This is a genomic window from Paraburkholderia aspalathi (assembly GCF_900116445.1).
Classification (GTDB): Bacteria; Pseudomonadota; Gammaproteobacteria; order Burkholderiales; family Burkholderiaceae; genus Paraburkholderia; species Paraburkholderia aspalathi.
On record NZ_FPBH01000010.1, the window covers coordinates 20,963 to 35,594 of the forward strand.

Below are 14,632 nucleotides of genomic sequence, written 5' to 3' on the forward strand. Positions count from 1 at the left end.
GTGGCGCGGGCCCGGCCCGCGTGCGGAACCAGCCTGAAACCAGGCCGCCAGGCGGCTTTGCGCGAGGGGGGCCGGTCAACGTTCTGTTAGAATGTCACGCTTTCAGCCTTGTCCGTTTGCTCTGCCCGTTTCGCGTCTCCTGGCGCCGCACCGTGCGCCGAAGTGGACTGGCATTCGAGCATCCGGGCCTCAAGCGCGCACCGCCTTCTGACTCTGTCTCCGGACTCGACATGACGACCCCGTCTCCCGCACACACTTCCCTGATGGCCAACGCAATCCGCGCGTTGTCCATGGACGCCGTTCAAAAAGCGAACTCCGGCCACCCCGGCATGCCGATGGGCATGGCCGAAATCGGCGTGGCTTTGTGGTCGCGCCATCTGCGTCACAACCCGAAGAACCCGCAATGGGCCGATCGCGACCGCTTCGTGCTGTCGAACGGCCACGGCTCGATGCTGCTGTACTCGCTCCTGCATCTGACCGGCTACGACCTGCCGATGGAAGAGTTGAAAAACTTCCGTCAAATGCATTCAAAGACGCCGGGTCACCCGGAATACGGCATCACGCCGGGCGTCGAAACGACCACCGGCCCGCTCGGCCAGGGTCTGGCCAACGCAGTCGGCATGGCGCTCGCCGAATCGCTGCTTGCCACCGAATTCAACAAGGCTGACGCGACGATCGTCGACCACCACACGTACGTGTTCGTCGGCGACGGCTGCCTGATGGAAGGCATCTCGCACGAAGCCTGCTCGCTCGCTGGTGTGCTGAAGCTGAACAAGCTGATCGCGTTCTACGACGACAACGGCATCTCGATCGACGGCGAAGTGGTGCACTGGTTCCACGACGACACGCCGAAGCGCTTCGAAGCGTACGGCTGGAACGTGATCCCGAACGTGGTCGGCCATGACGTCGACGCGGTGGATGCGGCAATCAAGCAGGCCAAACTGTCGGACAAGCCGACGCTGATCTGCTGCAAGACCGTGATCGGCGAAGGCGCGCCGACCAAGTCGGGCAGCCACGATTCGCACGGCTCGCCGCTCGGCGACAAGGAAATCGCGGCCACGCGCGAAGCGATCGGCTGGAAGTGGGAGCCGTTCGTGATCCCGCAGGAAGTCTACGCAGCGTGGGACGCAACGGAAGCCGGCGCACGCAACGAATCCGAGTGGGACAAGGCGTTTGCAGCATACGCAGCCAAATACCCGCAGGAAGCCGCTGAATTCAAGCGCCGCGACGCGAAGCAATTGCCCGCTGACTGGAAGGAAAAGGCCAAGGCGATCATCGCCGGCGCGAACGAACGCAAGGAAACCATCGCGACGCGTAAGGCATCGCAACAGGCAATCGAAGGTTTGTCGGCTGCATTGCCGGAACTGCTCGGTGGCTCCGCTGACCTGACCGGCTCGAACCTCACCAACTGGAAGGCCGCCAAGCCGGTGCGTGTGAACGCCGAAGGCCAGGCTGCCGGCAATTACGTGAACTACGGCGTGCGCGAATTCGGTATGAGCGCCGCGATCAACGGTATCGCGCTGCATGGCGGCTTCAAGGCCTTCGGCGGCACGTTCCTGACGTTCTCGGACTACAGCCGCAACGCACTGCGCGTCGCCGCACTGATGAAGTCGCCGTCGATCTTCGTGTTCACGCACGACTCGATCGGTCTGGGCGAAGATGGCCCGACCCACCAGTCGATCGAACACGTCGCAAGCCTGCGTCTGATCCCGAATCTGCAAGTGTGGCGCCCGGCCGATACGGTCGAAACGGCGGTGGCCTGGACCCACGCGGTTGAGCATCATGGCCCGTCGTGCCTGATCTTCAGCCGTCAGAACCTGCCGTTCTCGGAGCGTACTGACGCGCAGATCGCCAACATCGAAAAGGGCGGTTACGTGCTGCGCGACTGGAACGACGAGATCGTCGCGCGCAAGGTCATCCTGATCGCCACCGGGTCGGAAATCGAACTGGCGTTGAACGCAGTTGAGCCGCTGGCTCGCGAAGGCATCGCGGCACGCGTCGTGTCGATGCCGTCGACCACCGTGTTCGACAAGCAGGACGCCGAGTACCGTGAACGCGTGCTGCCGAAGGGCGTGCGCCGCGTCGCGATCGAAGCGGGCGTGACGGATTTCTGGCGCAAGTACGTGGGTCTGGAAGGCGGCGTGGTCGGCATCGACACGTTCGGCGAATCGGCCCCGGCTGGCGTGCTGTTCAAGCATTTCGGCTTCACCGTCGAGAACGTGGTAGAGACGGCCAAAGCCGCACTCGGCTGACCTTCGGTAAGCGCAGCCGCGTGCACCCCACGCGCGGTTGCGCCGCAAGGGCAGACGAACATGGAAGATTTTTTTCAGCCATCAGGAGATAGATCATGACGATTCGCGTCGCAATCAACGGCTACGGCCGGATCGGCCGCAACACGCTGCGCGCCTTCTATGAAAACGGCAAGAAGCACGATATCGAAATCGTCGCCATCAACGATCTTGGCGATGCCAAGACCAACGCTCACCTGACGCAATACGACACGGCGCACGGCAAGTTCCCGGGCGAAGTGTCGGTGGACGGCGACTACCTGGTCGTCAACGGCGACAAGATCCGCGTGCTGGCAAACCGCAACCCGGCAGAACTGCCGTGGGGCGAGCTGAACGTCGACGTCGTGATGGAGTGCACGGGCTTTTTCACGACCAAGGAAAAGGCCAGCGCGCACATCAAGGGCGGCGCAAAGAAAGTCATCATCTCGGCGCCGGGCGGTAAGGACGTCGACGCAACGATCGTCTACGGTGTGAACCACAACGTGCTGAAGGCATCGGACACGGTGATCTCGAACGCATCGTGCACGACCAACTGCCTGGCACCGCTCGTCAAGCCGCTGAACGACAAGATCGGCCTGGTGAACGGTCTGATGACCACGATCCACGCATACACGAACGACCAGGTTCTGACGGACGTGTACCACGAAGACCTGCGCCGCGCGCGCTCGGCCACGCACAGCCAGATCCCGACCAAGACCGGTGCTGCATCAGCTGTGGGTCTCGTGCTGCCGGAACTGAACGGCAAGCTGGACGGCTACGCGATTCGCGTCCCGACGATCAACGTGTCGGTCGTCGACCTGTCGTTCATCGCTGCACGCGACACGACGGTCGAAGAAGTCAACGCGATCATGAAGGAAGCGTCGGAAGGCTCGCTGAAGGGCATCCTCGGCTACAACGACGCACCGCTGGTCTCGATCGACTTCAACCACAACCCGGCTTCGTCGACGTTCGACGCAACGCTGACCAAGGTGTCGGGCCGTCTGGTAAAGGTGTCGAGCTGGTACGACAACGAGTGGGGCTTCTCGAACCGCATGCTGGACACGGCTGTGGCACTGGCCAACGCGAAGTAAGCTTGTTCTAGCTTCGTGTGCTTCTGCTGCTGGTATTGGGTCGGTGGCGGGGCAACGGCAAAAAAAGCCGCTCTTCGGAGCGGCTTTTTTACGCCTGCGGAATCGGGAAATAAACGCCGGCGCGCTGCGCGGCGTTCGAGATGTGCGTTTCGATCGCCTTGCCGGCCGCCGCAGAATCCCGCGCCTTAAGCGCATCGAGAATCGCCCGATGTTCGGTGTACGTGGACAGCACCAGTTCGCGCCGATAAAACGGCATCCGCTGGCTTTCCTTCATGATGTCCGCGGCACTGCTCAGAATCGACTCGATCGCCGCGTTGCCGGCAATGCTCACGATGCGCATATGGAAGTCGTAGTCGAGGCGGGCGGCTTCGTCGAGTTCGTCGCAGGCGAGCGCCGTCTGCATGGCCGCGATGTTGTCTTCGAACCAGGCGAGGTCGGAATCGCTGACGGCCAGCGCCGCCATGCGCGCGATAAAGCCTTCCAGTGCGAAACGCATCTGGTAGGTATCCGGCAGCGACGACTGCTCCGCGAAGCGCCACGGTTGCGCGGCCGCGGCCTGCGAGCGTTCCACATACACGCCCTTACCGGGGCGAATCATCAGCAGGCCGAGCGCCTCGAGCGTGGAGAGCGCCTCGCGCAGTGAGGCGCGGCTGATTGCCAATTCCTCCGAGAGCTGACGCTGCGCCGGCAGCAAACTGCCCACCGGATAGACACCCGCTTCGATCCGTTCGCGGATGGTCGCGATGGCGGCATCGGTGACGGTGTGCGGAACGTTTTTCATCGTGGCTCACTTTGGGTGCGCGGTCTGACCAGCATTGTAATACGCGTTCTGAACGCTCGTACGAATAGCTGTTTAAGACCTGCAATCAGGCCAGAAAATGCGCAGAAGACAGCGGGTAAACGCTATTTAATGAATCCTTGACGCCAGTATATCGGCTTCCTACTATTCGCCATAACAGCACTGGTCGGACCAGTCTGAACAGATGTGAATCCTAATCAGGAGGAAGCCGTGTTGAAGTTCTTCAATTCACTGTTTGGCCGGGTCGTCATAGCGCTGGTGGCGGGCATTGTGATCGGCGCCGTGTTCCCGCATTTCGCCCAAACGCTGCGCCCGCTTGGCGACGGCTTTCTCAAGCTGATCAAGATGGTGATCGGCCCGATCGTCTTCTGCGTGGTGGTGAGCGGCATGGCGCATGCCGGCGATCTGCGCAAAGTCGGCCGCGTCGGGCTGAAAGCGGTGATCTATTTCGAGGTCATGACGACGATTGCGCTCGTGATCGGCGCGGTGCTGGCCTACGCGACACGGCCTGGCGTCGGCATGAACATCGATCTGCATTCGCTTGATCCCGCTTCGCTGTCGACCTACACCGAGCACGCGAAAAGCCTGAAAGATACGGCTGGTTTTCTGCTGAAGATCATTCCCGACACGGCGATCAATGCCTTCGCCACAGGCGACATCCTGCAAATCCTCGTGTTTTCGGTGCTGTTCGGCTCGGCGCTGTCGCTGCTGGGCAATAAGGCGCAGCGCGTCAGCAGCCTGATCGACGAACTTTCGCAAGTGTTCTTCCGCGTGATGGGTTTCATCATCAAGCTCGCGCCGCTCGGCGTGCTCGGCGCGATTGCGTTCACGACCGGCACCTACGGCGTCGAGTCGCTCAAGCAACTCGGCATGCTGGTGCTGGTGTTCTACGCGAGCTGCTTCGTGTTCGTCGCGGTCGTGCTTGGCGTGGTGATGCGTTTGGCCGGCTTCAGCATCTTCAAGCTGATCCGCTATCTGCGCGAGGAGCTTTCGATTGTGCTGGGTACCGCCTCTTCAGATGCCGTGCTGCCGCAGATCATGCGCAAGCTCGAATGGATGGGCGTCAAGGATTCGACCGTCGGGCTAGTCATTCCGACCGGTTACTCCTTCAATCTCGACGGCTTCTCCATTTATCTGACGCTTGCGGTGATTTTCATCGCGCAGGCGACCAATACGCCGTTGTCCATTCATGACCTGATCGTCGTGGTGCTGGTGTCGCTGGTGACGTCGAAGGGCGCGCACGGCATTCCCGGCTCGGCAATCGTGATTCTGGCTGCGACGCTGTCCGCAATTCCGGCGATCCCCGTCCTCGGCCTCGTGCTGATTTTGCCGGTCGACTGGTTCGTCGGCATTGCCCGCGCGTTGACCAACCTGATCGGCAATTGCGTCGCGACGGTGATAGTCGCCGTGTGGGAAAACGATATCGACCGGGCGCGCGCCCATCGCGTGCTGAACCGCGACGCAGCGCTGCGCTATGTTCCGGCGGGCGAAGACTCCGGCGCCGAGCCGGCCGCCGGCGAACACGTACCAGCCGTCTGACCGAGGGCGATTAAACCGCCCTTTGGCCAGATCTACAGCTATTCACCGGCGCGCCAACGCAGCGCGCGTTCTACCCCGGCGGATGCGCTGACTCCATCGGCCTTCCCTTACTTTTCGTTGCCTGACTGAGACTATGGCTAATCCGATCCTCGACCCCAACGCCCCCGCTTTCACCCGTCGCTACATGAACCTCGCCGACCCGCGTCTGGGTGCGCAGGCGCTCCACGCGAGCGACGAATTCTTCGCCCCGAAAGAACGTATGCTCGAGCCGCAACCGGCAGTGTTCATCCCCGGCAAGTACGACGACCACGGCAAATGGATGGACGGCTGGGAAACGCGCCGTAAGCGCACCACCGGCCACGACTATTGCGTGATCCGGCTTGCGCGGCCGGGCGTCGTGTACGGCGTCGATCTGGACACGAGCCACTTCACCGGCAACTTCCCGCCGGCCGCGTCGATCGATGCATGCTACGTGGACGGCGACGTTCCGCCCGACAACGCCGACTGGCAAACGCTCGTGCCGGCCACCACGCTGCAGGGCAACCATCACCACTACGTCGAAGTGGACGACGCCCGCGCCTTCACCCATCTCCGCGTGAATCTCTATCCGGACGGCGGTCTCGCGCGTTTGCGCGTATATGGGCAGCCGAAGCGCGACTGGGAGCGTGTCGAGCGCGGCACGCTGCTGGATCTCGCCGCGATCGAAAACGGCGCGTACCTGGTCGCCGCCAACAACCAGCATTTCGGGCCGGCCTCGCAGATGTTGATGCCGGGCCGCGGCGTCAACATGGGCGACGGCTGGGAAACGCGACGCCGTCGCGAACCGGGCAACGACTGGGTGATCGTCGCGCTCGCACGCCCCGGTGTGATTCGTAAGATCGAAGTCGATACGGCGCACTTCAAGGGCAATTACCCTGATCGCTGTTCGCTGCAGGCGGCTTCGGTCGCGGGCGGCACGGACGATTCGCTGGTCACGCAGGCGATGTTCTGGCCGGTGTTGCTCGGCGAACAGAAACTGCAGATGGACCACGTGCACACGTTCGCGGACGACATCGCCTCGCTCGGCCCGGTGACGCATGTTCGTTTCAATATCTTTCCGGACGGCGGCGTATCGCGCCTGCGCTTGTGGGGCGAGATCGCCTAACGGAGTTGCGTCGATGAAAACCTTGCATGTGGAACGCCTGACGCGCGCGGCCTTTGCGCCGTTCGGCGACGTCATCGAACTGGATGGCGCGCGCCATTTCCCGATCAACGGCGGCACGACCGAGCGCTATCACGACCTCGCAAACGTCGATGTGACGGAGCACGGCGGGCGGCCGCTGATCAACCTGTTTCGGGCGCAGCCGCGCGCGCTGCCGATCGAAATTACGATGATGGAGCGGCATCCGCTGGGCAGTCAGGCTTTCATTCCCTTAACGGCACGGCGCTATCTGGTGGTCGTCGCGCCGGCGGGCGAGCTCGATCCGGCGCGGATGCGGGCGTTCTGGAGCAACGGCTGGCAGGGCGTAAATTATGCGAAAGGTGTTTGGCACCATCCGCTGCTGGCGCTCGATCAGGTGAGCGATTTCGTGGTGGTGGATCGTGGCGGCGAGCAGCCCAACTGCGATGAATTGTCGTTGGCAGAGCCGTGGCGACTGCTGTTCGAAGCGAGCGTCGAGCTGACGGAGTAGGCTGGAATCGCAGCGCCGCACACGTAAAAAAACCCGGTCGATTTTTCGTCGACCGGGTTTTTCTGTTGCCCACCGAACCGCGCACCCCCGGCGCGGCCGGCATCTCAAGCATTCAACCTCAATGCTTGCGATGCGGGCAATTCTCCTTGGTACACGCGCCGTACAGCGCCAGCGCGTGTTCCTGCAGCTTGAAGCCGCGTTCCTTCGCGATGGATTGCTGGCGGCTTTCGATCTCGGAGTCGAAAAACTCTTCGACGAGCCCGCAATCGAGGCAAACGAGGTGGTCGTGATGCGACCCTTCGTTCAGCTCGAACACGGCTTTGCCCGATTCGAAATTGCTGCGCGACAGCAGGCCTGCCTGCTCGAACTGCGTCAGCACCCGATACACGGTTGCGAGACCGATATCGAGCTCTTCGTGCAGCAGATTGCGGTACACGTCTTCTGCAGTCAGATGGCGCACTGGGCTATGCTGGAAAATCTCAAGGATTTTGAGGCGCGGAAGGGTCGCCTTGAGCCCGATATTCTTGAGATCGGTTGGATTGGTCATGACAAGGGATCCCTAGAGTACAATGCTGGGCTCTCATAGTAATGTGTTTTTGCCGTTCTGGTCATCTTCGATGGAATGAAACTCGCGCGGCTCGTCAGCGGGCCCGCACGGTGAGTGAAATGATTTCAAAATCTCAATTGATCTACCGGGGGAGCCGCATGCGGGGTACCTTGATCGCTGTTGCGACTGTCGCGGTTCTTGCCGGATGTTCCACCTACGACAGCTTGACGCAGCGCGTTGCCCAAAGCATTACCCCGTACCGTATTACGGTGGTGCAAGGCAATTTCGTCTCGAAAGAAGCGGCTGCGCAGATGCAGGTCGGCATGTCGCGCGCGCAGGTGAAGCAGTTGCTCGGCACGCCGCTGTTGACCGACATGTTCCACGCGGACCGCTGGGACTACGTGTTCTATTTCAAGCGCGGCTCGACTAACGTCGTGCAGCAGCGCGACTTCGTGATCCTGTTCGCGGGCGACCGCGTCGCCAGCTGGACGGGCGGCGAAGATCTGCCTTCCAACCTCGAGTTGCTGGCGGAAATCGACGGCGACAAGCTCGGTAAGAAAAAGGCCGCGGTGCCGAACGTGGCAAGCGCTGCGACTGGCGCCAGCGCGCCGGTGGCTACTGCGCCGGCTGCTGTGGACACCACGCGCTCGCCGTCTGTCGATGGCGCCGCCGCTGTGGTCGTGCCGTCCACGGACGCCAACGCCGAAGCCGCGCAAGCCGCCAATCGCCTGACCAATGCAGTGCAGTCGCCGACTGGCAATACGCAGTCGTCGGTACGCTCTACCGCGCCGACCGCCAATGGTGGTGGTATTCCGTCGCAAGGCCCAACGGCCGCCGGGCAGCCGCAGTTCCAGTTCCATCGTCCGCCGCCGCCGCAGGTTCCGGGTACGCAGGACAATCCGGTGGGACCGACGGGCCCGCAAAGCAATAACGGCGGCCCGACGTTGAACGCACCGCTGACAGCTTCTCCCGCTTCGTCCGCATCTTCGGGAACGGGCGGCTAAGCACGCTGTCCTTCTCTTTGGACGGTTAAGACGGGCGCTGCGTCGGAATGTACCGTGCGCAACGCCCGTCAGTCGTTCTGCTGTACCTTTTATGTGCGGCGCCCTGGCGTGCTGCCGGCCGCCGCGTTTGGCGGGTTTTGCCGCGTTTTACCCCTTTCGAACCCTCGTAGCCATGAAAATTGCCATTGCTGGCGCATCGGGCCGTATGGGCCGGATGCTCATCGAAACCGTCCTCAATGATTCTGACGCCACGCTGTCCGGCGCGCTCGACCGTGCGGGCTCCCCGCAACTCGGTCAGGACGCCGGTGCGTTTCTCGGCAAACAGACTGGCGTGTTGCTGACGGACGACGTCGAGCGCGTGTTCGCGGAATCCGACTACCTGATCGACTTCACGCGCCCCGAAGGCACGCTGATGCATCTGGAAGCCGCGCAGCGCCACAACGTCAAAATGGTGATCGGCACGACCGGTTTCGACAACGAACAGAAAGCGCAACTGCGCGCCGCGGCAGACAAGATCGCCATCATGTTCTCGTCGAACATGAGCGTGGGCGTCAACGTCACACTAAAGCTGCTCGAATACGCCGCGAAGCATTTCGCGACCGGCTACGACATCGAAATCATCGAGGCGCATCACCGCCACAAGGTCGACGCGCCGTCCGGCACGGCGCTGACTATGGGCGAAGTGATCGCCCACGCGCTCGGCCGCAATCTCGACGACTGCGCGGTCTACAGCCGCGAAGGTGTGACCGGCGAACGCGATCCGTCCACGATCGGTTTTTCGGCAATTCGCGGTGGTGATATCGTCGGCGACCATACGGTGCTGTTTGCCGGCATCGGCGAGCGCATCGAAATCACGCACAAATCGGCGAGCCGGCTGTCATATGCGCAAGGCGCGCTTCGTGCTGTACGCTTCCTCGGAGGCCACAAGAACGGCTTCTTCGACATGCAGGACGTGCTCGGCCTGCGCTGAGCATCCACGGGGCCCGTGCAGGGTCCCGTTACGCCCCCTGTAGTCACTTTTCGACAGCGAGGTCAGATGGCAGGCAGCAGCGGCATCATCCATTACCTGGAAACCAGCGACGCGATCACGCATGGCGTCGCGTACGTGTTGCTGGCTATGTCGATTGCGAGCTGGTGCTTTCTGATCGTCAAAAGCTGGATACTCACCCGCGCCAAACGTCAGGCCACGCCGGCGATTGCGCAGTTCTGGCAGGCGTCGACGCTATCGGACGGCGTCGCCGCAATGAGGCGTGCGGACCGTGAACGCGTCTTCACGCCGCTCGCCGAGGCCGCGCTGCATGCCGCCGAAGTGGACATTCCTGGCGTGCTGCTTGCCCGCGTCGAACGTGGCGAGCGGGTGTTGAGAGCGCTGCGTCAGGCCCTCAACGCGTCGCAGCGGCGGCTCGAGTTCGGCCAGGTGCTGCTGGCCTCGGTGGGCAGCACGGCGCCGTTCGTCGGCCTGCTTGGCACGGTTTGGGGCATCTATCACGCGCTCGGCAGCATCGCGGCGAGCGGTCAGGCGCAGATCGAAAATGTCGCCGGACCGGTCGGCGAGGCGCTGATCATGACGGCTTTCGGCCTCGTGGTGGCGATCCCGGCGGTGCTCGCCTATAACGTGCTCGGGCGGATGGTGCGGCAGTTGTCGGAGGAACTCGACGGCTTCGCGCACGATCTTCACGCCTATGTGTGCGCGCCGGCGGATCAGCCCCGGCCCCACCCGCAGCCTCAGCAAGCCCACGCCGGGACGCACTAGGCGCACCGCCGCGACTGGAAGACTCAAGGAGGCGACATGGCATTCGGCGGACTCGAGAAAAAGCAGGCGGCCGCGCCGATGGCCGAGATCAACATGACACCGTTGATCGACGTGATGCTCGTGCTGCTGGTGATTTTTATCATTACCGCGCCTTTATTCACGCACGCGATCCGGCTCGATTTGCCCAAAGTCGCGGCCGCGCCCGCGCGGCAGACGCCGCAAACCATTTCTCTTTCAATCGATGCCGCCGGCAAGCTGTACTGGAACGGCACCGTCATTACGCTGCAGCAGATGCGCGCGCAATTCATGGCAGCGGGCAAAGCCGCGCAGGCCGACCAGCCGGAAATCCATCTGAGCGCCGAGCGCTCGACGCGCTACGAGGTGATCGCACAGGTGATGGGCGCGGCGGAGCAGGCCGGGCTCGAGCGGATCGGTTTCGTGACGGACCCGCCGCCGGGCGCGGCGCCGTAGCGGCGCTAGCGGCACCGCACGCGCTGAGGCGCAACCCCGTCGAACCCGCGCGCCATGCCACGCGGCGCACCCGTCCGCGAACGGTATAATCAGCCCTTTCCCCTGCAGAAGGGGAAACGATGCCATTTCATCCAGCAGAGCACCAGGCCCGGTGCGAAAGCACCGAACCCAGCGATTCCATCACACCATGCACGAAAAATACGTTCCCTCCGACGTCGAAGCCGCCGCGCAAGGGCAATGGCGCGCCATCGACGCGTATAAGACGTCGGAAACCACCGACAAACCCAAGTTCTATTGCGTCTCGATGTTGCCGTACCCGTCGGGCAAGCTGCACATGGGCCACGTGCGGAACTACACGATCAACGACGTGATGTACCGCTATCTGCGGATGAACGGCTACAACGTGCTGATGCCGATGGGTTGGGACGCGTTCGGCATGCCGGCGGAAAACGCTGCGATGGCCAACAACGTGCCGCCGGCGAAGTGGACCTACGACAACATCGCTTACATGAAGAAGCAGATGCAGTCGATGGGCCTCGCGATCGACTGGTCGCGCGAAGTTGCCACCTGCAGCCCCGATTACTACAAGTGGAACCAGTGGCTGTTCCTGAAGATGCTCGAAAAGGGCATCGCGTACAAGAAAACCGGCACCGTGAACTGGGACCCGGTCGATCAGACCGTGCTCGCCAATGAGCAGGTGATCGATGGCCGCGGCTGGCGTTCGGGCGCGCTGATCGAAAAGCGCGAAATCCCGATGTACTACATGCGCATCACGCAGTACGCGGACGAATTGCTGAACGACCTCGAAGGCCTCGGCTGGCCCGAGCGCGTCAAGATCATGCAGCAGAACTGGATCGGCAAGAGCTTCGGCGTGAACTTCGGCTTCCCGTATGAAATCGACGGCGAACAGAAGCTGCTGCGCGTGTTCACCACGCGCGCCGACACGATCATGGGCGTGACCTTCTGCGCGGTCGCCGCCGAGCATCCGCTCGCCACGCGTCTCGCGCAAGACAAGCCGGAACTGCAGGCCTTCATCGAGGAATGCAAGCGCGGCGGCGTCGCTGAAGCCGACATGGCGACGATGGAAAAGAAGGGCATGGCCACCGGCTTCTACGTCACGCATCCGCTGACGCAGGAACAAGTCGAAGTGTGGATCGGCAACTACGTGCTGATGAGCTATGGCGAAGGCGCGGTGATGGGCGTGCCTTCGCACGACGAACGCGACTTCGCGTTCGCGAAGAAATACGACCTGCCGATCAAGCAGGTGGTCGCCATTGAAGGCAAGGAATATTCGACTGACGCCTGGCAGGAATGGTACGGCGACAAGGAAGGCGGCGTCTGCATCAACAGCGGCAAGTACGACGGGCTCAACTACAAGGAAGCGGTTGACGCGATCGCCGCCGATCTGAAAGAACTCGGCCTTGGCGACAAGCAGATCACGTGGCGTCTGCGTGACTGGGGCGTGTCGCGCCAGCGTTACTGGGGCACGCCGATTCCGATCATCCACTGCCCGACCTGCGGCGACGTGCCGGTGCCGGAAAAAGATTTGCCGGTAGTGCTGCCGGAAGACCTCGTGCCGGACGGCACGGGCAATCCGCTCGCGAAGTCCGAAGCGTTTGTGAACTGCACCTGCCCGACCTGCGGCGGCGCGGCCAAGCGCGAAACCGACACGATGGACACCTTCGTCGATTCGTCCTGGTACTTCTACCGCTATGCGGCGCCGGACGCGAAGACCATGGTCGACAAGCGCACCGATTACTGGGCGCCGATGGATCAGTACATCGGCGGTATCGAGCACGCGATTCTGCACCTTTTGTACTCGCGCTTCTGGGCGAAGGTGATGCGCGACATGGGCCTGATCGAGTTCGGCGAGCCGGCCAAGAACCTGCTGACGCAGGGCATGGTGCTCAACGAAACGTACTACCGCGAAAACGAAGCGGGTAAGAAGACCTGGTACAACCCGGCTGACGTCACCGTCTCGTTCGACGACAAGGGCCGCCCGGTCGGCGCCGTGTTGAACGAGGATAACCAGCCGGTAGTGCTCGGCGGCGTCGAGAAGATGTCGAAGTCGAAGAACAACGGCGTCGATCCGCAATTGCTGATCGATCAGCACGGCGCGGATACCGCGCGCCTGTTCGTGATGTTCGCCGCACCGCCCGAGCAGCAGCTCGAATGGTCGGGTTCGGGCGTGGAAGGCGCGAGCCGCTTCCTGCGCCGCGTGTGGAGCTTTGGTCACGCGAACGAAGCAGCACTGCGCGCCGGCGGCAAGTTCGACGCCGCGCAACTCGCCGAAGTCGACAAGGTGCTGCGCCGCGAGATCTACAGCGTGCTGAAGCAGGCCGACTTCGACTATCAGCGTTTGCAGTACAACACGGTGGTGTCGGCGGCGATGAAGATGCTCAACGCGCTCGACAGCGCGAAGGGCGCGCAACCGGCAGTGCTGCGCGAGACGTACAGCGTGATGCTGCGCGTGCTGTACCCGGTCGTGCCGCATCAGACGTTCCAGTTGTGGCAGGAACTCGGTTATGCCGACGAATTCGGCTCGCTGCTCGACGCAGCATGGCCGAAGGTCGACGAACAGGCGCTCGAACAGGCCGAAATCGAACTCGTGCTGCAGGTGAATGGCAAGGTGCGCGGCGCGCTCACGGTGTCGAAAGACGCGACACGTGAAGCGATCGAACAGCTTGCCGCTGCGCATGAGGCGGTCGAAAAGTTCAGCGAAGGCAAGGCACCGAAGAAGATCGTCGTGGTGCCGGGCCGTCTCGTGAACGTGGTCGTTTGACAGCCCCCCGAGACATGACAGCAGGCAGGACGCCGCCGCTCACGGCGGCGCTTGTCCGCGCCGCGGAATCTACTGCGAACCAGGAGCCAATGTGACTCGCAGATCGTTATTGACGCTGGTGTGCAGCGTACTGATGTTGTCCGCTTGCGGCTTCCAGTTGCGCGGCCAGCAGGACTACGCATTCAAACGACTCTTTATCTCCGGCGGTTCGGCAGCGGCCGGCGCGCGGCTTACGCGTATCGTGCAGGGCGGCAGCGACACGGTGGTGGTCACTTCGGTCGCGAATGCCGACGCAACGCTGCAGATCACCGAAGGCCGCGGCATCAGTACGCTCACGCTGAACTCGCTCGGTGTCGTCGAAGAATATGCGATGAATCTTTCGATGAACTACACGCTGGTCGGCAAGGACGGCACGGTGCTGATTCCGACGAGCACGATCGCGCTGAACCGCGCGATGACTTACAGCGATCAGTTCTCGCAGGCCAAGGCTGCGGAAGCCGACCTTCTGTTCGCGGATATGGAAAACGACGCAATCGACCAGTTGACGCGCCGTCTGTCGCTGGTGCGCTCGCTGCATCCGGCGCCGGGTGAGCAGGTGCCGGGCGTTGCGCCGCGCGCGCCGTTGCCGCCGCCGCCGCTGTGAGCGGTGTGCTGTGTCGTTGTTTAGTGAGCTGCGCTTGCTCATTCACTCGTTCAACCTCGCCGATCG

Annotated in this window: 13 protein-coding genes; 11 read left to right on the forward strand and 2 right to left on the reverse strand. The window is 62.6% G+C overall.

The features are described 5' to 3' along the window. Window positions 1-230: 230 nt before the first annotated feature. Both tkt and gap read left to right on the forward strand, forming a co-directional pair. On the forward strand, window positions 231-2,252 hold the full coding sequence (gene tkt, locus BM438_RS16930; protein ID WP_093635429.1) for a transketolase: 2,022 nt from the start codon (window positions 231-233) through the stop codon (window positions 2,250-2,252). 95 nt (window positions 2,253-2,347) lie between these two features. Further along, window positions 2,348-3,358, forward strand: coding sequence for a type I glyceraldehyde-3-phosphate dehydrogenase (gene gap / locus BM438_RS16935; protein WP_063497349.1), 1,011 nt, complete (start codon window positions 2,348-2,350; stop codon window positions 3,356-3,358). An 88-nt stretch (window positions 3,359-3,446) separates the two neighbouring features. Here gap and BM438_RS16940 read toward each other — a convergent pair whose 3' ends face one another. Continuing rightward, window positions 3,447-4,139, reverse strand: a complete 693-nt coding sequence (locus tag BM438_RS16940; RefSeq protein ID WP_093635431.1) for a FadR/GntR family transcriptional regulator — start codon at window positions 4,137-4,139, stop codon at window positions 3,447-3,449. Window positions 4,140-4,367: 228 nt separating this feature from the next. Here BM438_RS16940 and BM438_RS16945 point away from each other — a divergent pair, with 228 nt between their 5' ends. The 3 genes from BM438_RS16945 to BM438_RS16955 all read left to right on the forward strand — a co-directional run bounded on the left by BM438_RS16945 (window position 4,368) and on the right by BM438_RS16955 (window position 7,366). Next, window positions 4,368-5,696, forward strand: coding sequence for a C4-dicarboxylate transporter DctA (locus BM438_RS16945; protein WP_093635433.1), 1,329 nt, complete (start codon window positions 4,368-4,370; stop codon window positions 5,694-5,696). Between the two features lie 133 nt (window positions 5,697-5,829). Further along, window positions 5,830-6,840: an allantoicase gene (gene alc / locus BM438_RS16950; RefSeq protein WP_093635435.1), complete on the forward strand. Its 1,011-nt coding sequence runs from the start codon at window positions 5,830-5,832 to the stop codon at window positions 6,838-6,840. Between the two features lie 13 nt (window positions 6,841-6,853). Then, entirely contained in the window at window positions 6,854-7,366 is a 513-nt protein-coding gene (locus BM438_RS16955) for an ureidoglycolate lyase (protein WP_093635437.1), read from the forward strand. Between the two features lie 118 nt (window positions 7,367-7,484). Here the strand turns inward: BM438_RS16955 and fur are convergent, their stop codons facing one another. After that, window positions 7,485-7,913: a ferric iron uptake transcriptional regulator gene (gene fur, locus BM438_RS16960; RefSeq protein WP_012434340.1), complete on the reverse strand. Its 429-nt coding sequence runs from the start codon at window positions 7,911-7,913 to the stop codon at window positions 7,485-7,487. A 158-nt stretch (window positions 7,914-8,071) separates the two neighbouring features. Here fur and BM438_RS16965 point away from each other — a divergent pair, with 158 nt between their 5' ends. The 6 genes from BM438_RS16965 to BM438_RS16990 all read left to right on the forward strand — a co-directional run bounded on the left by BM438_RS16965 (window position 8,072) and on the right by BM438_RS16990 (window position 14,566). Continuing rightward, window positions 8,072-8,917: an outer membrane protein assembly factor BamE gene (locus BM438_RS16965; RefSeq protein WP_093635440.1), complete on the forward strand. Its 846-nt coding sequence runs from the start codon at window positions 8,072-8,074 to the stop codon at window positions 8,915-8,917. A 172-nt stretch (window positions 8,918-9,089) separates the two neighbouring features. Further along, window positions 9,090-9,887, forward strand: a complete 798-nt coding sequence (gene dapB, locus BM438_RS16970) for a 4-hydroxy-tetrahydrodipicolinate reductase (RefSeq protein WP_093635442.1) — start codon at window positions 9,090-9,092, stop codon at window positions 9,885-9,887. 66 nt (window positions 9,888-9,953) lie between these two features. Continuing rightward, complete coding sequence (locus tag BM438_RS16975; protein WP_093635444.1) at window positions 9,954-10,670, forward strand: MotA/TolQ/ExbB proton channel family protein; 717 nt, start codon at window positions 9,954-9,956, stop codon at window positions 10,668-10,670. 36 nt (window positions 10,671-10,706) lie between these two features. After that, on the forward strand, window positions 10,707-11,141 hold the full coding sequence (locus BM438_RS16980) for an ExbD/TolR family protein (RefSeq protein ID WP_093635446.1): 435 nt from the start codon (window positions 10,707-10,709) through the stop codon (window positions 11,139-11,141). A 187-nt stretch (window positions 11,142-11,328) separates the two neighbouring features. Continuing rightward, the gene (gene leuS, locus BM438_RS16985) at window positions 11,329-13,923 is read left to right on the forward strand and encodes a leucine--tRNA ligase (protein WP_093635448.1); all 2,595 of its coding nucleotides are present in this window, start codon (window positions 11,329-11,331) and stop codon (window positions 13,921-13,923) included. 91 nt (window positions 13,924-14,014) lie between these two features. Next, window positions 14,015-14,566 (forward strand): LPS-assembly lipoprotein LptE, encoded by a 552-nt coding sequence (locus BM438_RS16990; protein WP_093635450.1) that lies wholly within the window; start codon window positions 14,015-14,017, stop codon window positions 14,564-14,566. Window positions 14,567-14,632: the final 66 nt, after the last annotated feature.

Excerpts from the sequence above, each read along its gene's own strand:
- tkt (WP_093635429.1), top strand. The coding sequence starts at position 231 with ATGACGACCCCGTCTCCCGCACACACTTCCCTGATGGCCAACGCAATC.
- gap (WP_063497349.1), top strand. The coding sequence starts at position 2,348 with ATGACGATTCGCGTCGCAATCAACGGCTACGGCCGGATCGGCCGCAAC.
- BM438_RS16940 (WP_093635431.1), bottom strand. The coding sequence starts at position 4,139 with ATGAAAAACGTTCCGCACACCGTCACCGATGCCGCCATCGCGACCATC.
- alc (WP_093635435.1), top strand. The coding sequence starts at position 5,830 with ATGGCTAATCCGATCCTCGACCCCAACGCCCCCGCTTTCACCCGTCGC.
- BM438_RS16955 (WP_093635437.1), top strand. The coding sequence starts at position 6,854 with ATGAAAACCTTGCATGTGGAACGCCTGACGCGCGCGGCCTTTGCGCCG.
- fur (WP_012434340.1), bottom strand. The coding sequence starts at position 7,913 with ATGACCAATCCAACCGATCTCAAGAATATCGGGCTCAAGGCGACCCTT.
- BM438_RS16965 (WP_093635440.1), top strand. The coding sequence starts at position 8,072 with ATGCGGGGTACCTTGATCGCTGTTGCGACTGTCGCGGTTCTTGCCGGA.
- dapB (WP_093635442.1), top strand. The coding sequence starts at position 9,090 with ATGAAAATTGCCATTGCTGGCGCATCGGGCCGTATGGGCCGGATGCTC.
- BM438_RS16975 (WP_093635444.1), top strand. The coding sequence starts at position 9,954 with ATGGCAGGCAGCAGCGGCATCATCCATTACCTGGAAACCAGCGACGCG.
- BM438_RS16980 (WP_093635446.1), top strand. The coding sequence starts at position 10,707 with ATGGCATTCGGCGGACTCGAGAAAAAGCAGGCGGCCGCGCCGATGGCC.
- leuS (WP_093635448.1), top strand. The coding sequence starts at position 11,329 with ATGCACGAAAAATACGTTCCCTCCGACGTCGAAGCCGCCGCGCAAGGG.